Origin of the sequence: Ellagibacter isourolithinifaciens (genome assembly GCF_008831035.1) — a bacterium.
GTDB lineage: Bacteria > Actinomycetota > Coriobacteriia > Coriobacteriales > Eggerthellaceae > Ellagibacter > Ellagibacter isourolithinifaciens.
In genome coordinates this window covers 1-23,042 of the sequence record NZ_WAJR01000028.1, presented here as the reverse complement: position 1 = coordinate 23,042, position 23,042 = coordinate 1, and the positions used below count along the sequence as shown (strand labels likewise).

At 62.1% G+C, this 23,042-nt stretch carries 20 protein-coding genes, 2 tRNA genes, 1 rRNA gene and 1 other RNA gene; 22 read left to right on the top strand and 2 right to left on the bottom strand.

Annotated features, from left to right (window positions below):
• The first annotated feature begins 10 nt into the window (after positions 1-10).
• The 15 genes from F8C90_RS09150 to F8C90_RS09080 all read left to right on the top strand — a co-directional run bounded on the left by F8C90_RS09150 (position 11) and on the right by F8C90_RS09080 (position 16,421).
• Positions 11-1,510 (top strand): UDP-N-acetylmuramoyl-L-alanyl-D-glutamate--2,6-diaminopimelate ligase, encoded by a 1,500-nt coding sequence (locus F8C90_RS09150; RefSeq protein ID WP_158050210.1) that lies wholly within the window; start codon positions 11-13, stop codon positions 1,508-1,510.
• A gap of 1 nt (position 1,511) precedes the next feature.
• On the top strand, positions 1,512-2,981 hold the full coding sequence (locus F8C90_RS09145) for a UDP-N-acetylmuramoyl-tripeptide--D-alanyl-D-alanine ligase (RefSeq protein ID WP_158050209.1): 1,470 nt from the start codon (positions 1,512-1,514) through the stop codon (positions 2,979-2,981).
• Entirely contained in the window at positions 2,981-4,018 is a 1,038-nt protein-coding gene (mraY, locus tag F8C90_RS09140) for a phospho-N-acetylmuramoyl-pentapeptide-transferase (protein WP_158050208.1), read from the top strand. The genes F8C90_RS09145 and mraY overlap by 1 nt, the downstream gene beginning before the upstream one ends.
• Positions 4,019-4,048: 30 nt before the next feature.
• The gene (murD, locus tag F8C90_RS09135; protein WP_158050207.1) at positions 4,049-5,548 is read left to right on the top strand and encodes a UDP-N-acetylmuramoyl-L-alanine--D-glutamate ligase; all 1,500 of its coding nucleotides are present in this window, start codon (positions 4,049-4,051) and stop codon (positions 5,546-5,548) included.
• 14 nt (positions 5,549-5,562) lie between these two features.
• A complete protein-coding gene (locus F8C90_RS09130) occupies positions 5,563-6,909 on the top strand; it encodes an FtsW/RodA/SpoVE family cell cycle protein (RefSeq protein WP_158050206.1) in 1,347 nt (448 codons plus the stop codon).
• A 4-nt stretch (positions 6,910-6,913) separates the two neighbouring features.
• A complete protein-coding gene (gene murG / locus F8C90_RS09125; RefSeq protein ID WP_158050205.1) occupies positions 6,914-8,035 on the top strand; it encodes an undecaprenyldiphospho-muramoylpentapeptide beta-N-acetylglucosaminyltransferase in 1,122 nt (373 codons plus the stop codon).
• A 43-nt stretch (positions 8,036-8,078) separates the two neighbouring features.
• Positions 8,079-9,488 (top strand): UDP-N-acetylmuramate--L-alanine ligase, encoded by a 1,410-nt coding sequence (gene murC, locus F8C90_RS09120; RefSeq protein ID WP_246155880.1) that lies wholly within the window; start codon positions 8,079-8,081, stop codon positions 9,486-9,488.
• Between the two features lie 3 nt (positions 9,489-9,491).
• Positions 9,492-10,418 carry a UDP-N-acetylmuramate dehydrogenase gene (gene murB, locus F8C90_RS09115; protein ID WP_158050203.1) on the top strand — a complete coding sequence of 309 codons (927 nt, stop codon included), beginning with the start codon at positions 9,492-9,494 and terminating at the stop codon, positions 10,416-10,418.
• Between the two features lie 76 nt (positions 10,419-10,494).
• Positions 10,495-11,379 carry a cell division protein FtsQ/DivIB gene (locus F8C90_RS09110; protein WP_246155879.1) on the top strand — a complete coding sequence of 295 codons (885 nt, stop codon included), beginning with the start codon at positions 10,495-10,497 and terminating at the stop codon, positions 11,377-11,379.
• A 152-nt stretch (positions 11,380-11,531) separates the two neighbouring features.
• Positions 11,532-12,650, top strand: a complete 1,119-nt coding sequence (gene ftsZ / locus F8C90_RS09105; RefSeq protein ID WP_158050201.1) for a cell division protein FtsZ — start codon at positions 11,532-11,534, stop codon at positions 12,648-12,650.
• Between the two features lie 14 nt (positions 12,651-12,664).
• A complete protein-coding gene (locus F8C90_RS09100; protein WP_158050200.1) occupies positions 12,665-13,507 on the top strand; it encodes a purine nucleoside phosphorylase YfiH/LACC1 family protein in 843 nt (280 codons plus the stop codon).
• A gap of 7 nt (positions 13,508-13,514) precedes the next feature.
• On the top strand, positions 13,515-14,207 hold the full coding sequence (locus F8C90_RS09095; RefSeq protein WP_343030131.1) for a YggS family pyridoxal phosphate-dependent enzyme: 693 nt from the start codon (positions 13,515-13,517) through the stop codon (positions 14,205-14,207).
• 109 nt (positions 14,208-14,316) lie between these two features.
• Positions 14,317-15,273: a cell division protein SepF gene (locus F8C90_RS09090; RefSeq protein ID WP_158050199.1), complete on the top strand. Its 957-nt coding sequence runs from the start codon at positions 14,317-14,319 to the stop codon at positions 15,271-15,273.
• 48 nt (positions 15,274-15,321) lie between these two features.
• The gene (locus tag F8C90_RS09085; protein ID WP_158050198.1) at positions 15,322-15,582 is read left to right on the top strand and encodes a YggT family protein; all 261 of its coding nucleotides are present in this window, start codon (positions 15,322-15,324) and stop codon (positions 15,580-15,582) included.
• Between the two features lie 32 nt (positions 15,583-15,614).
• Complete coding sequence (locus tag F8C90_RS09080; protein WP_158050197.1) at positions 15,615-16,421, top strand: DivIVA domain-containing protein; 807 nt, start codon at positions 15,615-15,617, stop codon at positions 16,419-16,421.
• 83 nt (positions 16,422-16,504) lie between these two features.
• Here F8C90_RS09080 and rnpB read toward each other — a convergent pair.
• Positions 16,505-16,845: RNase P RNA component class A (gene rnpB, locus F8C90_RS09075), an RNA gene on the bottom strand.
• Positions 16,846-16,899: 54 nt separating this feature from the next.
• Between rnpB and F8C90_RS09070 the strand changes: the two genes are divergently transcribed.
• The 6 genes from F8C90_RS09070 to F8C90_RS09045 all read left to right on the top strand — a co-directional run bounded on the left by F8C90_RS09070 (position 16,900) and on the right by F8C90_RS09045 (position 20,812).
• On the top strand, positions 16,900-17,571 hold the full coding sequence (locus F8C90_RS09070; protein WP_158050196.1) for a thiamine diphosphokinase: 672 nt from the start codon (positions 16,900-16,902) through the stop codon (positions 17,569-17,571).
• 183 nt (positions 17,572-17,754) lie between these two features.
• On the top strand, positions 17,755-19,086 hold the full coding sequence (thiC, locus tag F8C90_RS09065) for a phosphomethylpyrimidine synthase ThiC (RefSeq protein ID WP_158050195.1): 1,332 nt from the start codon (positions 17,755-17,757) through the stop codon (positions 19,084-19,086).
• 21 nt (positions 19,087-19,107) lie between these two features.
• Positions 19,108-19,704, top strand: a complete 597-nt coding sequence (locus tag F8C90_RS09060) for a cysteine hydrolase family protein (RefSeq protein ID WP_158050194.1) — start codon at positions 19,108-19,110, stop codon at positions 19,702-19,704.
• 9 nt (positions 19,705-19,713) lie between these two features.
• Positions 19,714-20,499, top strand: coding sequence for a bifunctional hydroxymethylpyrimidine kinase/phosphomethylpyrimidine kinase (gene thiD, locus F8C90_RS09055; RefSeq protein ID WP_158050193.1), 786 nt, complete (start codon positions 19,714-19,716; stop codon positions 20,497-20,499).
• 139 nt (positions 20,500-20,638) lie between these two features.
• Positions 20,639-20,712, top strand: a tRNA-Gln gene (locus F8C90_RS09050).
• A 23-nt stretch (positions 20,713-20,735) separates the two neighbouring features.
• A tRNA-Glu gene (locus F8C90_RS09045) sits at positions 20,736-20,812 on the top strand.
• 270 nt (positions 20,813-21,082) lie between these two features.
• On the opposite strand, the gene F8C90_RS09040 is transcribed toward F8C90_RS09045, so the two are convergent.
• A complete protein-coding gene (locus F8C90_RS09040; protein ID WP_246155878.1) occupies positions 21,083-22,498 on the bottom strand; it encodes a CCA tRNA nucleotidyltransferase in 1,416 nt (471 codons plus the stop codon).
• 425 nt (positions 22,499-22,923) lie between these two features.
• Here F8C90_RS09040 and F8C90_RS09035 point away from each other — a divergent pair.
• A 16S ribosomal RNA gene (locus tag F8C90_RS09035) occupies positions 22,924-23,042 on the top strand; the annotation flags it as partial.

Genomic DNA, 23,042 nt, shown 5'->3' with positions numbered 1-23,042 from the left:
GGTAGACAACATGGCCAAAACGTGTGCGGATTTATTCGAAGGCTTCAATTGCACCATTCTCGGCAATCCATCTGAAGAGGTTTCGGGCATCGCCTATCGCTCCAATCGCGTGCAGCCCGGCGATGCGTTCTTCTGCATCGTGGGCCTCGCTGTGGACGGACATTCTTTCGCGCAGGACGCGATTGACCGCGGTGCGAAGGTGCTCATCGTGGAGCGCAAGCTCTACCTGGCCGATGCGACCGACGTGACCGAGGTCGTCGTCGCCGACTCGCGCAAGGCGCTCGCCTATGCCGCCGCGCAGTTCTACGACAACCCTTCGCGCGCCTTCTCGCTCGTTGGCGTCACGGGAACCAACGGCAAGACCACCACAACCTACCTCGTCGAGCACATTGCGCGCATGGCGGGGAAAAAGACGGGCGTCATCGGCACCGTTGGGACAACCATCGGCGATGTGCACGAGAAGTCCGAGCACACCACTCCCGAGTCGAGCGACTTACAGCACCTGTTCGCGCGCATGCGCGATGCGAAATGCGATTGCGTTGCCATGGAGGTCAGCTCCCATGCGCTCGATTTGTGCCGCACGTGGGATACGCGTTTCTCGGTGACGGCGTTCACCAACCTGACGCAGGACCACCTCGACTACCACCACACGTTCGAGGCGTACTTCGAGGCGAAGGCGCTGCTGTTCTCACACGACTATCCGGCTCGCCGCGTCATCTGTATCGATGACAAGTGGGGAGCCGAGCTTAACCGCCGTTGCACGGAGGCGGGCGACATGGTGGTGACGACCGGCTTTGATGAGTCGGCGGCTATTCACCCCGTGAAGGTCGACTACGGCGTGGCGAGAACCGATGTCGTGCTGTCCGTTCGCGGCGAGGAAACCGCGTTCTCCTACCCGCTCGTCGGGCGCTTCAACGTTTCCAACATCATGACGGCCTTCGGCGTCGGCCTCATGCTGGGCATCCCTGCGGCCGATATCGCGAAATCGCTGGAGGACGCCAGCCCCGTGCCAGGTCGCCTTGAGCGTGTGCGCACGCCCCACGACGGCGGCGTGTCGGTATACGTCGACTATGCACACACCCCCGATGCGCTTGAGAAGGCGCTCGGCTCCATCATGGCGCTCGGCCACGGCCGCACGATCGTCGTCTTCGGCTGCGGCGGCAACCGCGATGCGGGGAAGCGACCGCTCATGGGAAAGAAGGCCCTTGCTGCGGACTATGCCATCGTCACGAGCGACAACCCGCGCCACGAGAACCCCGACGCCATCATCGCCGACATCGTTGCCGGTATGGGCGATTCCCAGGACAAGTACGAAATCGTGCCCGATCGCCGCAGCGCGATTCGCCGCGCGATTGAGCTTGCCGACGCGAACACGTCGGTTCTCATCGCTGGCAAGGGGCATGAGGATTACCAGCTTGTAGGCGACGAGGTCTTGTCCTTCGACGACCGCGTCGTTGCGCGCGAGGAACTTGAGCGCCGTTTTGTTGGCGCTGCAGCGGAGGCGAACTAGCTTGCAACTTTCCGTAACCGAAATCGCAGAGGCGGTCTCTGCGCGCATTGTCGCGGCTCCGAACCCGGATGCTCAGATTGCGTCCGTTACGTGGGATTCCCGCACTGCCAGCGAGGGCTCGCTCTATGTCGCGCTTGCTGGCGAACGAGTCGACGGGCACGATTACGTTCTCGCCGCCGTTTCCGCAGGCGCGCGCTGCGTGCTCGTCACGCGGTCCCTCCCCGATGAGGTGGTTGCCCGCGTGCAAGAGCTCGGGGCGGCGATTCTTCTTGTGGATGACGCGCAGGTCGCCATCACCGATCTCGCTCGCGTATGGCGCGGGCGCTTGCAGGGTCGGATCGTGGGCCTTACCGGCTCGAACGGCAAGACAACAACCAAAAACCTCGTGCGCGACGTGCTCGCATGCGCAGGGAGCGTTACGGCTACGCGCGGCAACCAGAACAACGAGCTCGGCGTGCCGAACACGTTGCTTGCCGCCGATGCCGACACTCTCAACGTTGTGGTTGAGATGGGCATGCGCGGCAGCGGCCAGATCGATTCGCTGTGTTCCTTCGTGCGCCCCGATTGGGGAATTGTCACCCAGGTCGGCGAGAGCCACATCGAGCTGCTGGGCAGCCGCGAGAACATCGCGCGCGCCAAATCCGAGCTCATCGCCGCGCTTCCCGAAGGCGGTGTTGCTTTTCTGAACGGCGCCGACGATATGTCGGACTTCGTGTGGGAGTGCGCTCGGGGGGCCGAGCGCGGAGTCGGCGCGGTGTGCTTCGACGGGTCGGGTGCTTATCGTGAGGATGCGGCTCGCGGCTGGCGTGCGGGGCGCGCGGTTTGGGCGTCTGATATCTCGCTCGACGATGCGGGCCGTGCTTCGTTTACCCTTTTCGCGCGTGGGTTCTCGGGCGATGCGGGATGCGAGAGCGCTACCTGCTCGCTTGCGCTCTCCGGCCTGCACAACGTCCACAACGCGTGTGCTGCGGCGGCGGTCGGCCTCGCTGCGGGGCTTTCCCTCGAGGTGATCGTCGAGGCGCTCGGCGCTGCCAAGCCCGAGTCGGGGCGTCAGGAGATGCTCACGGCGCGCGAGGGCTTCACGGTTGTGAACGATGCGTACAATGCGAACCCCGATTCCATGCGCGCGGCGCTCAATACTTTCGCCGCGATGCACGTCACGGGTTCCCGCATCGCTGTGCTCGGTGACATGGGCGAGCTGGGGGATTTCGGTCCTGCGGGCCATCGTGAGATGGGTGCTCTTGCGGCGGCGCTCGGCATAGATCGGCTCGTGAGCGTGGGCGATTTGGGGTCCCTTATCGCCGAGGCCGCCGAAGAGGGCGGCATGCCCGAAGATCGTGTTTTCCGCACTGCTGACGCAGCGGGTGCGCTTGAAGTTGTAAAGGGACTCGTCGGGCCAGGGGACGCGGTGCTCGTGAAGGCGTCGCATTCCGTTGGTCTCGAGAGGGTCGTTGAAGGATTGGTCGACTGATGTTCAACATATTCTCGCAATATCCCACGTTTGTCGTGTTCCTCGCCGTCGTGCTTTCTATCGTGATCACGATGGTGCTCATGCCGGCGTTCATTCGCGCGCTTCGCTCGTACCATATCGGCCAACAGGTTCGCGCCGACGGCCCCGAAAGCCATCTCGTGAAGCAGGGCACGCCGACGATGGGCGGACTTATCATGCTGATCGCAGTCGTGGCCACGGTGCTGCTCATCGGCTCGCCCTCGCCCGAGACATTCGCCCTCGTCATCGCGACGGTGCTTGCCGGTGCCCTCGGTCTTGCCGACGACGGCGAGAAGGTCGTGAAGGAACGCTCTCTCGGGCTTACCCCGAAGGCGAAGCTTATCGGGCAGTTCCTCATCGCGACGGTCTTCTGTCTTGTCGCGGTGAATTTCCTCGGCATCGAGCCCACCGTCGACATCCCGTTTATCGTGAACCTCGACTTTGGCATTCTGACCACGCAGATTGGCGACTTCTCCATCCCGTGGCTCTATCTTATCTTCGTGAACATCCTGCTCGTGGGCATGTGCAATGCTGTGAACTTGACCGACGGCCTTGACGGTTTGGCCGCTGGCACGGTCATGATCGTCATGATCGTCATGGCGGCGATTGCCTACCGCACCGACGCGCTCGACTCTGCCATCGTGGCCGGTGCGCTTGCCGGCGCATGCATCGGGTTTTTGTGGTTCAACTCTTATCCAGCCGATATCTTCATGGGCGACACAGGCTCGCTTGCGCTTGGCATGGCGCTCGGTTGCCTTGCCGTCTTCACCAAGACCGAGTTCGTGTCGGTCATCATCGGCGGCTTGTTCGTCGCCGAGGCGCTCTCCGTCATGATCCAGGTGTTCTACTACAAGAAGACGCACAAGCGCATATTCCTCATGGCGCCTTTGCACCATCACTTTGAGAAGAAAGGGTGGAGCGAGACGAAGGTCGTCGTGCGCTTTTGGATCGTTTCGGGCGTATTAGCGGCAATCGGCTTCTCGATCTACTTCGCCGAGTCCCTTGTGGCGGTGGCGTAGCGCATGCAGGTTTTCTTGGAAGGAACGTCCATGCTGATCGAAGGTAAGAAATACGCGCCCGAGCATCTGGGGCGCGTCCTTGTTTTGGGACTGGGCAAAAGCGGACATGCGGCCCTCGATTACCTGTTGCCGCTTTTGGGCACGCGTGTGGATGCGCTTGCCGTGGCGGCGGGCGGTGATACTCCGGCGGCCCGTGCCGACGCCGAGCGGGCGAATGCGGCGGGCGCCGCGGTTGAGTTCGGAAACGACGCTGTGGCCCCTCTTGTGCAGGCTGTCGGCGGCTCGTTCGATTTGTGTATCGCGAGCCCGGGCATTCCCGAGATTTCTGAATTCTTCCAGTCCGCGAAGGCGGCGAGCGTCGAGTTGGTGAGCGAGGTCGAGTTCGCGTGGCGCGAATCCGACGAGTCGAGCACGTGGGTCGCCATTACGGGCACGAACGGCAAGACGACTACGACGTCAATCGCCGCCCATCTGCTCGAAGATGCAGGTCTTGCGGCGCGTGCAGTCGGCAACATCGGCGACGCTTGCATTGCCCGCGTGGCTGCGGGAGATACCGACGTGTACGTGGCCGAGGTGTCGTCTTTCCAGCTCGAGTCGACTTCGCGCTTCGCCCCGAACGTTGCGGTGCTTTTGAACATCACCCCTGACCACATCGAGTGGCATGGGACGCTTGACGCTTATGCTGCGGCGAAGTGGAAAGTGATAGCGAACCTCTCGCAAACCCCGAACTCCACCGCCGTCCTCTGTGCGACCGATGACGCGGTCCGCGCGCGCATCCGCGAGTTGCGCTCCGCGACGCCCGATGAGCGCGGCTTCGATTACGTTCCCGTCGGCACCAAAGACGGAATCGCTGGTGACATGCGTGCCCGCTGCGGCTCCGAGAACGCCGCGTTCGTCTCAGCTGACGGCGTGCTCACGGTTTCGTTTCAAGGCGTGGAGCATCGGCTGTGCGCTGCATCCGACCTGCAAATCAAGGGCGATCACAACACGGAGAACGCTCTTGTCGCGGCATCTTGCGCGATCGCGCTCGGTGTTGACGATGCGCTCGTCGCTCAATCGCTTCGCTCCTTCGCGCCGCTCGAGCATCGCATAGAGCCCTGCGGCAGCGTTGCCGGTGTGGCCTGCTACAACGATTCCAAGGCAACCAATGTCGACGCGACGCTCAAGGCCTTCTCGGCCTTCGGCTCTGCGCGTCCGATCGTGCTGCTTGGCGGGCACGACAAGGGAACGGACCTTGCTCCGCTCGTTGCCGCTGCTCATGAGCACGCCAAGGCCGTCGTGATCTTCGGTGAGGCGCGCGAGCGCTTCCTTGCGGCCTTCGGCGGCGAATGCTCGGGCGAGGACGGTACGCTTGCCGTCATTGCGGCGAATCATATGGAAGATGCGCTCGACGCGGGCCTTGCGGCAGCTGCGCCGGGAGACGTGCTCTTGCTTTCCCCCGCATGTTCCTCGTTCGACGAGTTTACCTGCTACGAGCAGCGCGGTGATGTATTCAAGGAACTCGTCGCCGTCCGCTCGGCTAAGGCATAGCGGGGTAGTTTCGCATGCCCAGAACCCAGCGTTCCCGCAACGCCGTCCCCGCATCGATACACGGCCCGCGCATCGGCTTTCTGCTCTGCGTGCTCGCGCTCGTGCTCATCGGGTTCGTGATGGTGTACTCGGCGGGATCGATCTCGAACATCAACAACGGGGTCGATGCGCTCAAAAGCCTGACCGACCAGGTGATGTATGCCGTTTTCGGTGCGCTTATCGCGTTCGCGATTTACCGCTTCATTCCGGTGTCGATATGGAGAACTAAGTGGCTTTGGGCAGCATTAGCGCTGCTCGTCGTCGTTATCTTGCTGACGGCTCTCGTCGGCGTCGACAACTACGGCGCTAAGCGCTGGCTGCGTCTCGGTCCTGTGACGATCCAGGTCTCCGAGTTCGCGAAGATCGTGTTCGTCTTGGTCTCCGCGCGCATCTACACCGATTTCGTTTCGGGCGAGGTCAGCGGGAGACGTTGCGCTCTCGGCTTCACTCTGCTCGTGCTAGTGCCGCTTGCACTCATCTACAAAACGCAGTCCGACCTGGGCACCACGATGATCTGCATCGTTGCGGTACTTGCGGTGCTGTGGTACGGTGAGCTTCCAATCGGATTCATCGCCATCATTCTTGTCATAATCGTCGTTTTCGGTCTAATCGCCATGTTCGGCACGGGCTATCGCGCTGACCGCTGGTCCTTCCTCAATCCTTGGGACGACGGTCAGGGCGGTTACGGCAGCGGCTACAACATCATGCACTCGTATTTTGCGTTTTCCGAAGGCGGCATCTTCGGCGTCGGCCTCGGTAACGGGCATGAGAAGTACCAGTATCTCTTCGCAAGCGATAGCGACTTCGTGTTTGCGGTCATCGGTGAAGAGCTCGGCATGGTCGGCTGCCTTGCCGTCGTCGCTCTCTTTCTGGGCGTTCTCTACACCGGTACGCTTATTGCCCGATCGGCTCGCGACGATTTCTCCATGATGATTGCGGGCGGGCTTACAATTGCCCTCGTTTTCCAGGCGTTTTTGAACATCGCGTGCGCTATCGGCGTGTTCCCCACGACGGGCAAGCCCCTGCCGTTCATCTCGTCGGGAGGCTCATCCATCTTGGCGTCGCTCATTATGGTGGGGCTTATCCTGTCCGTATCGCGCGATGCGGCCTCCTCCGATGAGTTCGATCGCCGCCGCTCGAGTTTGCGCGTTGTCAGGCGCGAGGAAGATGGCACGGGCGATAGCCCGCGGGACGCCGCCCGCTCGGGGGCCCGCAGGTCCACGAGGGGTCGGTCCTACGATGGTGGCCGTGGGCAGAGGACCGCATCGAATCGCACGGAATCTCGGACGGCTGCAGGGCGGCCGTCTTCTCGAAGGAGGTAGTCGAATGCTCGTCGTATTGTCGGGTGGGGGAACCGCCGGCCATATCAATCCTGCGCTTGCGCTCGCCGAGGTGCTTGAAGATCGGGGGGTGGAGGTGCGTTTCGCCGGCACGCCGCGCGGGGTAGAATCGCGCCTTGTGCCTGAAGCAGGCATCGCGTTTCAGCCCTTCGAGGCGTCCGGTTTCAACCGCAAACATCCCCTCTCGCTCGTGAAGGCGCTCAAGCTCATCTCGCACTCGACGAAGGAAGCCAAGCGCTGGTTCGCCGAGATCGAGCCGAGCGCGGTCGTAGGCTTCGGCGGATATGTCTCCATTCCGGTCGCCCGCGCGGCCGAGCAGATGGGCATCCCCGTGGTCGTCCACGAGCAGAACTCCGTGATGGGCCTTGCGAACAAGGAACTTTCCAAGAAGGCACGTGCGGTGTGCCTGACCTACGAGTGCGCGAAGGAGGGCGTTGCCATTCCGGCTGCCACTCAGGTGCACGTGACGGGTAACCCGGTGCGCAAGAAGGTGCTTCTTGCAACGCGCGAGGAAGGCCGCCGGATGCTCGGGATACCCGACGATGCGCTCATGCTGCTCGTTTTCGGCGGAAGCCTGGGCGCGCGCCAGCTCAACGAGGGTATCGCGGCGCTCAAGTCCGAGCTGCTCTCGCGGGAGAACCTGCATGTCGTGCATATCACGGGCCCTAAGGAGCTTGAGCGCACGACCGCCGAGCTCGCGCTCACCGAGGAGGAGGCGAAGCGCTGGCATGTCATGGGGTATCAGGACCGCATGGGCGAGACGCTTGCCGCGACCGACGCCATCGTGTCGCGCGCAGGTGCGACCTCCCTGGCCGAGATCTCGGCACGCGCCATCCCGGCTCTGCTCGTGCCGTATCCCCATGCGACAGCCGATCATCAGACCACGAACGCCCGCGCCTATGTTGCAGCGGGGTGCGCGGAGATGATTCCCGACGCTGAAGTGGGCTCAGACAAGTTCGCGCAGCTCGTCTTCTCGCTTATCGACGACGAGGATTTGCGCGCGGGCATGACCGCGGCCGCTCGAGAGCAGAAGACCGCCGATGCGGCGTCGAAATTGGCTGATGTTGTGATGGGCGCCGCGTCTTCGGCGAACCATGGACTACAATAGGCTCTTTGGAATAACGGGAAACCAACGGGTGGGATCGATCACTATGAGCACTGAACGTTTGCATTTCATCGGCGTCGGCGGCGTGGGCATGAGCGGTATCGCGCATGTGGCGCATGACCAGGGCATGGTCGTCACCGGCTCGGATATCAAGGAGAGCCGCTACACCAAACAGCTGAAAAGCTATGGCATCCCCGTGGCCATCGGCCAGGCGGCGGAGAATGTGCCCGAAGGCGACGATGTCACCGTCGTCATTTCGACGGCGATCCTCGACAACAACCCCGAGCTCGAAGAAGCGCGCCGCCGCAACCTCAACGTCATCCACCGTGCCCAGATGCTCGCGCGCTTGGGCGAGCGGCTCGACACGCTCGCGGTAGCGGGCACGCATGGCAAGACCACCACGTCCTCTATGCTTGCGAGCACGCTCGACGGCATGGGGCTCGATCCGACGTTCCTCATCGGCGGCATCGTTCGCTCCTATGGGACCAACGCTCACTCCGGCACGGGAAAGTACTACGTGGTCGAGGCCGACGAGTCCGACAAGTCGTTCACCTTCCTCTCTCCCGCGGGCGTCATCGTCACCAATATTGAGGCCGACCATCTTGACCACTACAAGGACCTCGGCGAGATCTTCGAGAAGTTCAAGCAGTTCATGGCCTCCGTCCCCGAGGACGGTCCCGTCGTCGTGTGCGGCGAGGAGGAAGCGCTCGTCTGTGCGGCGCGCGAGGTGCACCCCCGCGCGATCACGTATGGTCTGGGGGAGGAATGCGACGCGCGTGTCGTGTCTTACGGCCCGCATGGCGTGGGTTCTTCCTTCACGCTCGAGCTTCCCGACGGTACGCAGGTCGAAGGCAAGGTCAAGCAGAACCCCGGCGTGCACAACGTGCTTAACGCCGCGGCAGTGCTTACGCTCATCTGGGCGCTCGGACTTGACGTGCAGAAGGCAGCTTGCGTGCTCGCCGATTTCGCGGGCGTCCGTCGCCGCTTCGACTTGGTGGGGGAGGCGCAGGGCGTTACCGTGGTGGATGATTACGCCCATCATCCTACCGAGATTGCGGCAACCATCGCCGCGGCGAAGACGCTCGACTTCAGCCGCGTTCACGTTCTGTTCCAGCCGCACCGCTACTCGCGCGCGCCGCTGTTCACCGAGGTGCTCCACGACGAGTTCGGCGCAGCATTCGACGATGCCGACACGGTGACGTTCATGGACGTCTACCCTGCCGGCGAGGCGCCGGTTCCCGGCGTATCGGGAAAAACCTTCTTAAACGTCGTGCTCGACCATAGCGGGCATCCTGCGGCAAGCTATGTTCCGCGCCGCCTCGATGTCGTGCCCCACATGGCCGCCCTCGCAAAGCCGGGCGACTTGGTCATCACGATGGGCGCGGGCGACGTCACGGCGATCGGCCCGCAGCTTGTCGAAGCGCTCGGCGCGGCGGACGCTGGTGCGGGGGAGTAACTCATGGTCGCACGTCACGCCTCGCCGCTCGAGGCGCTGCTCGTCGACGAGCGCTTCGACGGGGAAATCAACCCATTCGAGCCTATGTCTCGTCATACCACCTACCGCATCGGTGGGCCGGCCCGCTATTTCGCCCGCGTCCACTCGGTGGGCGCGCTCGCACGCGTGCTCGAAGCGTGCAAGGCCGTGGGCAAGAAATGGTACATCGTCGGCCGGGGCTCGAACCTGCTTGTCGCCGACGAGGGCGTCGACGCGGCGGTCATCGTGCTTGGACGCGACTTCCGCAGCATGCGCTACGACGAGGAGAAATCGCGTCTCATGCTCGGTGCCGGCGTGCCGCTTTCCGCCGCTGTGCAGGAGGCTTTCCGCCGCTCGCTCGCGGGGCTCGAGTTCGCTGTGGGCACGCCGGGGTCTGTCGGTGGGGCCTTGCGCATGAATGCCGGCTCTCGAGATGAATGGCTCGGTGCGCGCGTGGAGAGCGTCACCTCGTTCTCGGCCGAGGGGGGCCTTGTGCGCCGCCACGGCAGCGAGATCGAGTGGGGATATCGCTGCTCGTCGTTTCCCGCCGACGAGATACTGGTCGAGTGCGAGCTTAATATGGAACCCGCCGACCCCTTCTACATCAGGGGGAAGATGGAGGCCTCGCTCAAGCGCCGCAAGGCGACCCAGCCACTGCGCCAGCCCTCGTGCGGGAGCGTTTTCAAGAACCCCGAAGGCGCGTCAGCGGGTGATTTGATCGAGCGCGCGGGGCTCAAAGGTAGTGCCGTCGGCGGCGCGTGCATCTCCGATGTCCATGCGAACTTCATCGTGAACACGGGGAATGCGACGGCCCGCGATGTGTTGTCGTTGATCGAACTTGTCCAGGGGAAGGTATTGGAAGCTTATGGCGTTGCGCTCAAGCCGGAAGTCAAGCTCCTCGGCTTCGAATAGGCGTCCCCAAAACGCACCGGCCCCGCGCCCGCGGTCCTCTGCGCGTCCGCAGTCGTCGCGCACGCCGGGCTCGGGCATGCCGCGCTCCGTCCAAGGCGGGCGCACGGTTGAGAGCGGTTCGGTGCGCTATCGCTCCCGAAGCGTAGGCGATATCGAGCGCGCGAGCCGCGCTGAGCGCGTGCGCGCAAGCTACCATCGCCATTTCGTGAAGCTCGGGATTGTCCTCGGGGCGATCGCAGTTCTCCTCGCCTGTGCCGCGGTCTTGTACTTCTCGAGCGTCTTCTCAATCGACGAGGTCAAAGTTGAAGGAGTCGAGCACCTCACCCAGTCTGACCTGCAGGCGCTCGTGTCGGTCCCCGAGGGTGAGACGCTGCTGCGCGTCGACACGAAGGCGATCGAAGACAGCCTTCTGCGCGATGCGTGGGTGAAAAGCGTCTCGTGCAACCGCATCTTCCCCCATACGCTCCAGATCGTTGTGACCGAGCGAACAGTGGCCGCGGTCGTTGAGGTCCCCACGTCGGATGCGAAGTCGACCCAGCCGTGGGCAATCTCCTCGGACGGGATGTGGCTCATGGCCATTCCCGACCAGGACACCCAGCTCGGCCAATCGCTCAACCAGCGCATCTACGACGACGCGCAAAACGCGCTTCACATCACCGACGTGCCCTATGGAACCTCGGCGGAAACGGGGACGAAGTGCACCGACGAGAACGTGAACAACGCGCTCGCGATCGTCTCGGGCATGACGACCGATCTCGCTAATCAGGTGAAGACCGTGTCCGCGACCGATGCGGAATCAACGAAGCTCACGCTCGAAAGCGGCGTGGAGATCGCGTTCGGACCGGCCCAGAGCATCCGCGAGAAAGAGCGTGTGTGCCTGCAGATTCTCAATGACAACCCGGGCAAGGTCGCCTACATCAATGTGCGCGTGGTCGATCGCCCGACGTGGCGGTCCCTGTAAAGCTGCCCAATAGTGGCACTTTCATGGACTCGGTCGAAGGCCTCGACCCGCGCAATTTGCAATCGAGGTATCATCGTGTACAATAACGCAGGTAAAACTGCACCCACAGTGGGAAACGCAGCATTTTAATCGCAGCAGGTGTGGAGGATACAATGCCAAACACAATAGGTTCCGAGCATTTGGCGGTCATCAAGGTCGTCGGCGTAGGCGGCGGCGGTACCAATGCCGTGAACCGCATGGTTGAAGCGGGCGTGAAGGGCGTCGAGTTCATCGCCGTCAACACCGACCGCCAGGCTTTGCTCATGTCGGATGCCGATAAGACGATCCACATCGGCGATGAGCTTACGCGCGGGCTTGGTGCGGGCGCGAACCCCGAAGTGGGGTGCCAGGCAGCCGAGGAGTCGCGTGCAGAGATTCGCGAGGCACTCGCCGAGGCCGACATGGTCTTCGTCACTGCCGGCGAAGGCGGCGGCACGGGCACGGGCGCCGCTCCCATCATCGCAGAAATCGCGCGTGAGGAAATCGGCGCGCTGACCGTCGGCATCGTGACGAAGCCCTTCTCCTTCGAGGGTCGCCTTCGTCGCAACCAGGCTGATCAGGGCATTGATTTGCTCTCCCAGAAGGTCGATACGCTCATCGTCATCCCGAACGACCGACTGCTTGAAATCGTCGACAAGAAGACGAGCATGCTCGACGCGTTCCGCATCGCCGACGATACCCTGCGCCAGGGCATTCAGGGCGTCACCGACCTCATCACCATCCCGGGCCTCATCAACCTCGACTTCGCGGACATCCGCACGGTCATGAAGGACGCGGGCACGGCGATGATGGGCATCGGCATCGCGACGGGCGAGAACCGTGCGCTCGACGCGGCGCAGCAGGCGACCAACTCCAACCTGCTCGAGGCATCCATCGCGGGCGCTTCCCGCGTGCTGTTCTCCATCGCTGGCGGTCCCGACCTCACGCTGACCGAGGTCGACGAGGCTGCGCGCACCGTCGAGGCATGCGCCGACGAGAATGCGAACATCATCTACGGCCAGATCATCGACGAGTCGATGGGCGATCAGGTTCGCATCACCGTTATCGCCACTGGCTTCAAGATGAACGCCCCGCAGCAGTCATCGCTCGACTTCTCGCGCAAGGATCTGTTCGCGTCGACGGATCCGACCCCGGCGCCGAGCAGCGCTCCGGTTACTTTCTCGACCACGCCGAGCGCAGGCCGCTTCGCCGACGAGGATTACATCCCTGATTTCTTGAGACGTCAGCGCTAAGGAGGTAATCGGCTATGGTGGCATCAAGCCTGCCGTTGCCGCGCCTCGCTGCCCGAACAATCGATTCGATCCCGATTTTCACCGACGACGCGTTGTATGACGCGTCGTCGGTTCGTATTGCCTTCACAGGCCGTGCGGGAGGGGCAAGCGAGGGCGATTACGCAAGCCTTAACTTGGGAACTCATGTTGGCGACGACCGCGATGTCGTCCTTGGAAACCGACGTGCGCTCCTTTGCGCGTTCGGCGAGTCCGATATGCCGCTCGTCGTGCCCAACCAGGTACACGGAACCGACCTGGTGGACATCGAGGCGTCCGACCCCGAAGCGCTGCGTGGCATCCAAGATGCCGCGGATGCTGGTGCCGATGGGCTCGTTGTTTCCTGCCCTCGCGTCGCTGCGCTCCTCTGCTTCGCCGATTGCGTTCCCGTGATCATCGTGTCGCCGACGGGGCGTATGGCGGTGGTCCACGCGGGCTGGCGCGGAGCCGTGGCGCGTATCGCCTCTTCAGCTTGCAAGCGCCTTGCCGCCCTCGATGCGCGTGAGCTCGGGTATGACGCCCCGGCTTCTTCCGAGTTCAACGCCTATATCGGACCGCATATCTGCGCATCGTGCTTTGAGACGGGGCCCGATGTGGCACAGCGCTTCGCAAGCGAGATCGGGCCAGGCTGCGTGCCCGATGCGCGCCATGTCGATTTGGAAGAGGCGCTCATCCTCGATTTCGAATCGGCGGGCCTTTCGCGCGAGCGGATTGCGTCTGCGCACGCCTGCACGAAGTGCGAGCCCGACAAGTTCTTCTCGTATCGTGCGTCGGGCGGCGTATGCGGTCGCCATGGTGCACTCGCTTTCCGTTCAAGGTAAGGAGTTTATGGCAATGGGAATAGCCGAGCGTTATGAAAAGGTCGAAGAGGAACTTGCGCAGGAGTGCGCCCTTGCGGGGAGGGACCCCAAAGAGGTGCGACTCGTCGCGGTCTCCAAGACGGTCGGCGTCGAGGGCGTGGGGGAGGCGTACGCTGCAGGTGCGCGGGACTTCGGCGAGAACCGACCCGACCAGATCGTTCCCAAGTCACAGGCGTTCCCCGATGCCCGCTGGCATTTCATCGGCAACATCCAGTCGCGGCGCATCCGCGATATCGTCGACTCCGCCTCGCTTATCCACTCCGTCTATCAGGAGAAACATGCGCGCAAGATCGACGAAGTCGCCCGCGAGAAGGGCATCGTGCAGGATATCCTCATCGAGGTGAACGTCTCGGGCGAGGAAAGCAAAAGCGGTGTCTCGCCCGATGAGGCAGAGGCTCTCGTCGATGTGTGCGAGACGCTTCCCAATGTGCGCGTGCGCGGGTTCATGACGATGGCCCCGCAAGGCGACTTGGAAATCGCGCGTCGCTGCTTCGAGGGTTTGGCGAAGCTCGCGGAGAAGGTTCGTGCCTCCCTCCCTGCATCAAGCGCCGAGGCGTTCGATGAACTTTCTATGGGCATGAGCGAAGATTGGCGAGAGGCGGTTCATGCGGGCGCTACCATAGTTCGCATCGGACGGGCGATTTTCAGCGACTCGTTTTAGGTCGCCTCCTTCCACCCCTGACGTGCGGTTAGCACGCAAAGCGGCTTGTAAACGATGCAAGACAACCCACTACTGGAGCTGCCAGGAAGAAAGGAAACGGAGTTAAGGCATGTTGGACGAACTTAAATCGAAACTCGGTTTCGGCGGTGGTGGCGTGCGCGGTCGCTCGAGCGACCGGTACGACGACTACGACGATGACTACGGCGACTACGAGGATGATTACTCGGAATACGCTGAATACGCGGACGACTCCGAAAACGACTACGATCCTTATGCCCCGGTAACGACCCGCAGTGCTCGTTCGAATTCCACCATCTCGAATCTGGTGTCCATCAACGACGTGCGTGCGCACTCGCGCGGGGAGGGCTCATCGAGCACTTCCTCGTCTGCCGCGCGCCGCATGACGACGGCGCACACCCCGTATCGCGGTGAGCGCACCACCGTCGACAGCTCGCTGCCCCCGACGATGACGCCGGAAGGCTCCGCTGCCGTTGCGGCAGCTGCTTCGCGCCCGACTCGCTCCGAAGGGTTGAACTCGCTGTTCGAGCCGACGGCGGGCGAGACGAAGCCGGCGGGTAAGCATGCGGCGACCACGACCTCGTCCTCGCACATGGGTGTCACGTCCGGTGCGACGAGCGCGTCTGCGGAAGGCTCGCTCGGAGCCTTCACACGCCAGCCCGCGCAATCGAGCGCTGCCGCGGCAATGAGCGAAACCGCGCGGAAGGCTTCGGCGCAGGCGAGTTCCGCTTACGACCCCCAGTCCGCTTACGCTCAGGCGCAGGGCGCGCGCTATGTGGCAAAGCGATCGTGCACGGTGCTCAAGCCGGCGAGCTACGGCGAGGTTGAGAAAATCGCCCGGGCTCTTAAAGGTGGCGATGCGGTCATTCTCGCGCTCCGCAATACGCCCGACTCGCTTTCCAAGCGCATCCTTGATTTCTCCTTCGGCGTCTCGAGCGCGCTCGATGCGGGAGTGGAATGCGTCGGGGACAAAGTCTTCGCGATCACGAAGGGCGACGCCTTAACCGACGCGGAGAAGCTTGCGCTTCGAAACCAGGGAGTGCTGTAACGTGGCGAACATCTCGAGCGTGAAACGCGCAGCTGGGGAGGCTATCTCGTGCTGAGCCTGAAATACCTGATCGTATCGCTGTCCGACGTGTACTCGATGCTCATCTTCGTGTACGTCATGCTGTCCTGGTTCCCGACTGATCGCGGTATCCTCGCCGACATCAACACGGTTCTTGGCAAGATCTGCGATCCGTACCTTAACCTTTTCAAGAAGTTCATTCCCCCGATTGGAGGAATGGTGGACGTGAGTCCAATCGTTGCGTTGCTTGTATTACAATTTGGTGTAAGACTGCTGATAGGCTTGCTGTAAAGATGCAGGCTTTGCTGGCGAAGGGAAGATAAATGGCTATCACCTCGGCTGAAATCCACAACCAAAGTTTCTCGATTGACCGCAAGGGTTACGACGTCGACGAAGTCGATGTGTTCCTCGAGCATGTCGCCGATGAGATCGATAATCTCAACAACCAGATTGCCGATCTGCAGGATCAACTGAACGATTCGCGCTTCGACGGGTTCGACGCGCCGGCGAAGCCGATTGAGGAAGCCCCTGTCGCCGCGCCGGCGCCTTCGTCTGCTCCGGCTCAGGACTTCTCGCAGGAACTCGACGAGGCAAACGCACGCATCCGCGAGCTCGAGTCGCAGCTTGAGGAGAAGCAGGCCGACGGCAACGCCATCGCGCAGGCGCTTATCATCGCGCAGCGCTCCGCTGACGAGATTCTCGCGAAGGCCAACAACACCGCGGCCGAGACCATTCAGGACGCGAAGGACGAGGCTCAGCGCATCATCGACCGCGCCAACAACGACAAGCAGGACGTCATCGATGCCATTCGCAAGCTCGAGGACGATCGCGAGGACGCGCGCGAGGAGTATCAGGAACTTCTCACCGACTTCATCAACGATGCTTCCCGCAAGCTTGCCGAGATTGGCGGTGGCTCTCAGGCTTCCGTCGCTGCGGCGCACTACGCCGACACCACCGATGCGACGGCGCAGGTCCAGGTTCCCATGAGCGCCGAGCCTGTGGCGTATTCCACGCCCCAGACGGGCAACGTCGCCGTGGCGGCGGCAACCCCCATGCCCTCTGCGGTGGAGAAGGACCTTTCGGGTTTCGGTGACGCCGACGACGACTTCTCCTTCGACGAGCTCGACTAGGGGGAATATTCCAAGAAACGCGAAAGGGGCAGTTCAAGCGAACTGCCCCTTTTTAATGCCCCGATGCGGGATTTGCGCCTCAAAGTGCGAGTGGGTCGATAAGCCGGGTTCTGTCGTTGGGACGGCCATTTATCTCGAACGCGTGTCACCACGCGTCTCAAGCACGCAACCCGAGCGCACGGAAGGGCACCGTATCGCGTTCCTATTTGCGCTTGCTCCAGATGGGGTTTACCAAGCCACGCCGTTGCCGACGCGCTGGTGCGCTTTTACCGCACCGTTTCAGCTTTTCCCTCAAGAAGAGGGAGTCTTCTTTTCTGTGGCACTAATCCGTCGGGTCGCCCCGCCCAGCCGTTAGCTGGCATCTTGCCCTTTGGAGCCCGGACTTTCCTCACGCCTTGCGGCGCGCGACCGTCAGGCCCACTCGCGTATAATAGTGTACCACGAGCATGCTCAAAGTGACGGAAAGGACAAATCAACCATGGGAACCTGTGCGCTTGTCGGTGCGGTCGACTTCAACGCTGAGCATTTCAAGGCGATGGACGCCGCGGGCGCCTTCGATTTCGTAATCGCGGTCGATGCCGGGTTTGCCTCCCTCGAGGCGATCGGGCGCGAAGCCGATATGGCGATCGGCGACTTCGATTCCCTTGGCTACGTGCCCCGGTGCCGTCGCGTGTCGCGTCATCCGGTGAAGAAGGACAAGAGCGACATGGAGCTCGCTATGGAGAAGGCAGTCTTTTGGGACAACCAGGAGCTCTTCGTCTACGGTGCGCTCGCCAAGCGCCTCGACCACACGATCGCGAACCTGCAGCTGTTCGCACGCTACTCCGAGCGGGGCATCTATGTCACGGGGGTAGGGGACGACTTCGCGGTGCGCTGCGTCACAGGTCCCGACGTCTTCGAGCTGCCCGAGGGGCTTGATGCAGGTGTGGTGTCGGTGTTCTCGGCGAACGACACGGCGCGCGGCGTCATCGAGCGCGGCCTGGAATACTCGCTCGATGACGAGCCGCTTTCCAACCGCACGTCGCTCGGGCTCTCGAATGAGCTTACGGGAAAGCCGGCGGCGGTGAGCGTCGAGGAGGGCACGCTCTACGTCTTCTATCCGCTTGCGACGGGTGAGGCTGCCACCGTGCCGTCGCCCGCCATCGTGTGACGCTTGTCGGCTTTTCGGCGATTGCGCGGCGGGCTTTTCCCGCTGTCGTATAATTCGCCTAGCATCTTTGCATAACCGGGGAGCTCGCATGCGGCGCTGTGCTGCGCGGTGGGCTGAGAGGAAGCGCGCTTTCGCTTCGACCCGAAACCTGATGTGGATAATGCCAACGAAGGGAGTCGGATAATGGCGAACAGCCAGGTAGTTTCGCATACCAAAATCACGCAGATCGATTTCGCGCGCGCAGGGGAAATCACGTCCGCTATGCGCATCGTCGCTGAGAAGGAAGGCCGCGCGCCCGAGTTCATCCGCGAGGGGGTCGCAGCCGGCCGCATCGCCATCCCCGCGAACATCCACCACACGTCGCTTTCCCCCGAGGGCGTGGGCGAGAGGCTTCGCACGAAGGTGAACGTAAACTTGGGTATCTCGGGCGATCTTGCTGATGAACAGGTCGAATGGGAGAAGGTCGACATTGCCTTCGAGCTTGGCGCCGAGGCGATCATGGACTTGTCGAACAGTGGGAAGACGCAGTCGTTCCGCACGCGGCTTATCGAGAAGTCACCTGCGATGATCGGCACCGTTCCCATGTACGACGCTATCGGGTACCTCGAGAAGGCCCTCATCTCCATCACTGCCGAGGACTTCCTCGACGTCGTGCGCCGCCACGCTGAGGACGGCGTAGACTTCGTCACAATCCATGCGGGCATGAATCGCCGTACCATCGAATCGTTCAAGGAAACGGGGCGGCTCATGAACGTGGTGTCGCGCGGCGGGTCGCTCATCTTCGCGTGGATGGAGGCGACGGGCAACGAGAATCCGTTCTACGAGTACTACGACGAGGTGCTCGATATCCTGCACGAGCATGACGTGACCATTTCCCTCGGCGATGCGATGCGCCCAGGTTGCAATTACGATGCGACCGACGCTGGACAGATCTCCGAGCTCATCGAAATCGGCAAGCTCACCAAGCGTGCGTGGGACGCGGGCGTGCAGGTCATGGTCGAGGGGCCGGGGCATATGGCAATCGATGAGATTGCGGCGAACATGAAGCTCGAGAAGCGTCTGTGCCACAACGCGCCGTTCTACGTGCTCGGCCCGCTTGTGACCGACATCGCCCCTGGATACGACCACATCACCGCAGCTATCGGCGGAGCCGTCGCGGCAAGCTCTGGCGCAGACTTCTTGTGCTACGTTACGCCTGCCGAGCACCTTCGCCTTCCCGATGCCCATGATGTGCGCGAGGGTCTTGTCGCGACGAAGATCGCAGCTCATGCGGCCGACATTGCGAAGGGTATCCCGGGCGCGCGCGAGCGCGATGCGCGCATGTCGGATGCCCGTCGTCGCATGGACTGGGAAGAGCAGTTCTCGCTCGCGATCGATCCGGTGCGCCCGCGCAAAGTGTTCGAGAGCGCCCCTCCCGAAAACGAGGGGACCTGCACGATGTGCGGCAAGATGTGCGCGGTTCGCACGGTGAACAAGATCATGGATGGCCTGGTCATCGATCTCGACAACGAATAGCAAACGACGAAGGGAGACGCAATGCTTGGAGACGAGAACAACAACGAGCTGTTCGACCTCGCGAACTTCGATGCGAAGAAGACGGCACTGCTCGTGATCGACGAGCTCGGTGACCCGACGGGAACCCCGCTCGAGCAGACGCTTCTACCCGCAATTGAGAACACCGCCCGCATTGCGGCGGCTGCCCGGCGCGCAGGCGTCCCCGTCATTTTCACGAACGACGCCCATATCCCCGGTCTCGATCGCGAGTTGCTGCTCTGGGGCGATCACGGCATCGCCGGCACCCCCGAGGCGCAGACCTCGCCGCTGCTTGACCCCAAGGAGGGCGATTTCACCATCGAGAAGCGCCGTTACAGCGCGTTTTTCCAGACGGGACTGCGCCTTCTGCTCGACGAGCTCGGCGTCGACACGCTCATTTGCACGGGAATGGACACTAACATCTGCGTTCGTCATACGCTCGCCGACGCGTACTTCAACAACTATAACCTTATCGTTGCAGGCGACGCGACGGCGACGTTTCTCGTAGGAAACCAGGAGGAGGGGCTTGATTACTTCAAGACCTGCTATGCCGCCTGCGTTCTTTCTACCGACGACGTCGTGGCGCTGCTCGAGAAGTAGGGGGCGCGCATGAAGGCGGTCGTGAGCATAGCTGGATCGGACTCAAGCGGCGGCGCGGGCATTCAGGCGGACATCAAGACGATAGCGGCGCATCATCTGTTCGCCGAGACGGTCATCACCGCGCTCACCGCGCAAAATACGCTTGGGGTAACGGGGGTGCACGAGGTGCCCGCCGCGTTCGTCTCGGAGCAGATCGACGCGGTCTTCTCCGACATCCGCCCCGATGCGGTGAAGGTCGGCATGGTGTCGTCGGCCGAGATCATCCGCGCGATTGCCGGCGGCCTCGACAAGTGGCATGCGGAAAACATTGTGGTCGATCCCGTCATGGTGGCGACGAGCGGTGCGCGTCTTATCGGCGAAGACGCGGTGTCGGCGCTTATCGGGGAGCTTCTTCCCCGGGCGAGCGTCATCACCCCGAACATTCCCGAGGCGCAGGTCCTTTGCGGTTGCGAGTTGTCGGACGAGGAATCATGCGAGCGCGCGGCTGTAAGCCTTGCCCGCTCGCTTGGGGTCAACGTCCTGGTGAAGGGAGGGCACGGTGCCCACGACGCCAACGACGTGCTCGCAACCCGTTCGGGCGAGACGCACTGGTTCCGCCATGAGGCGATTCCGACGAGCAATACCCACGGGACGGGCTGCACGCTCTCTTCCGCCATTGCATGCGGTCTTGCCTGCGGGTTATCCGTTCCCGATGCGGTTGCGGCGGCCAAGGAATACCTCACGGGTGCACTCTCGGCGGGCCTCGATCTGGGAAAGGGGAGCGGACCGCTTGATCATATGTGGCAAAATGCCTGACGAAAGTGATGTATCGCCGTTGCCTTTCAAGTTTTTCAAAAAAGTTGAAATAAAGGCTTGACGGCATAGGGGAATGCGCGTAATATACTTTCCTGCGCTTGCGCCTTGCAGAACAGCAAGAGACGCACCGGCAGTAAGTTGGGGTGTCGTCTAATGGCAGGACAGCGGTTTCTGGTGCCGTATGTGAGGGTTCGACTCCTTCCACCCCAGCCATTACGATTCCAAAGCGCTTATGTGGCTCCGTCGTCTAGCGGTTTAGGACGCCGCCCTCTCAAGGCGGAGGTCGAGGGTTCGAATCCCTTCGGAGCTACCAAGAAACAACAGGCCAGGGCACATGCCCTGGCCTTTTTCTTTTCTCTCAGGCGCCTTCTCGCTTATAGGACAAAATGGGGCTTCTCGCTTCCCAGCAGTCCTCTGCTTCATGTCTCAAGAATCGAAGCTCGCGGTCCGCGAGTCGGACAGCTCGAGAAGCTTGAGAGGCGCAAAGCCATTCCGCGTAAGTCTTGCCTGTGGGGTTATAGGGGAAAACGGGTACCCTAACCCTGCAAATTTCGCTGCAGTCGTTCTCGTATGGAATTCCGCGCTACTTCGAAAGGTAGTCGAGGAGTGCGCTCTTCTCGTTGGGAACCCTCTCGTCGATGACGGCGTCGAGCGCTCGCGAGAGGGCCTTGCCGACTTCCGGCCCGTGGGGAATTCCCAATGCCATGACGTCGCGCCCATCGATGGCGAGGCTTTGCAGCGTGAACGCCTCGTTCGTCTTCTGGATATCGGCAAGAACCTTCTCAAGCTCGTACGCGGCATCGATCCTGCCCGCGCAATGGGGGGCCTGCCCGCGCGCGTCGCCGCGCTTCAAGTCGCAAAGGGCGCAGAAGAGCTCAACATCCCCGTCGAGTCGCGCGAGCATGCGTTTCACCGCGCGAGGAGTCGGCTCGACCACCTCATCGTGGTGCTTCACGAGCGTGAGCACACGATTCGCGAATGTCGGCGACATCTTAAGTCTTGACATGATGCCGCGCGCGAGCATGACGCTCACGTTCGCGTGCCCATAGAAATGGCCGACGCCGTTTTTCCCGAAAAAGAAGCAGGCCGGTTTCCCCATATCGTGAAAGAGAGCCGCCCAGCGCACGAGGCGGTAGGCGGGCACGCCGTCGACGACATGCGCCGTATGCTCGAGTACATCGTAAATATGATAGGGAGTGTGCTGCTCGAACCCCTTCATGGAGACAAGCTCGGGCAGCACGCACGAAAGCACGTCGACGTACTTCGCAAGAGCGCTTCCCGCGAAGGGGGCGGTGAGAAGGCGATCGAGCTCATGGGTGACGCGCTCCGCGGAAACCCGGTAGACGATTCCCTTGTTGGAGAGCATGCCGAAAAGCGTCTCATCCTCGATGTCGAACCCGAGCTGCGCGGCGAAGCGGCACGCTCGAAGGATCCTCAGGGCGTCTTCGGAGAATCGCTTGGCTGGGTCTCCCACCGCGCGAATTGTTTTCGCCTGCAAGTCGCCGACGCCGCCGTAAGGGTCGAGCAATCCGCGGAGGGGGTGGAAAGCAATGGCGTTCATCGTGAAATCGCGACGCGCGAGGTCCTCTTCAATAGAAGACACGAACTCGACGGAGCTTGGGTGGCGCGAGTCGCTGTAGGCCCCGTCGCGCCGGTAGGTGGTCACTTCGAACGCCTCGTTGCCAACAAGTACGGTGAGCGTACCGTGGACGATTCCGGTTTCGTGGGTCTTAAACCCTGCAGCTTCAAAGAGCGCCTGTGCTTGCTGCCAAGAAGCGTTCGAGGCAATGTCGATATCGGAACAGGGGCGCCCGAGAAGCGCATCGCGAACGAATCCGCCCACAAACCACGCCTCGAAGCCTTCCGCTTCAAGAATGCCGACGACACGGATCGCTGCATCGGGCAGGTGGGAGAATGCGTTCTCAGATACCTGCTGTGCGGGATCGCCCGAAGCTTTGTTGCTTACAAGAGAAGGGAAAGAGCAGCTATTATCAGGCACGGTAAAAGTTCCTTACATTATTTTGAAAAAAAGCCTTGCATCATCGTGGAACACTCGGTAGTATACACAAGCTGCATTTGCAAGGAGGGTGCAGCCGCGAGCCATCGCGAGGGCTTTTCGAAGCTTTCAAAACCGCTCAAAACTTTTTGAAAAAAGTTCTTGACGGCGAGCGAGAGGTCGCGTAATATATCTCCTTGCGCCGCGGACGGAAGGAAGCGGCGGGGCGGGGCGCTAGGCGCCCCGGGAACCTTGAAAACCGGATACCGAGGAAAACGGATAGGAACGCGTGCGGGGCCCCCGCCGGCATGGAGCCGGCGGAGATCTCCGACGAGAGACCAATTCCATGAGGAACCCGATCCCGGGTTCCGACCATCATTCCGATGGCTTTTTCTTTATTTTGAACTTAAGGCGCCCCTCGGGGCGCCCGAACGAAGAGTTTGATCCTGGCTCAGGATGAACGCTGGCGGCGTGCCTAACACATGCAAGTCGAACGGTTAAGGCGGCTTCGGCCGCGGATAAAGTGGCGAACGGGTGAGTAACGCGT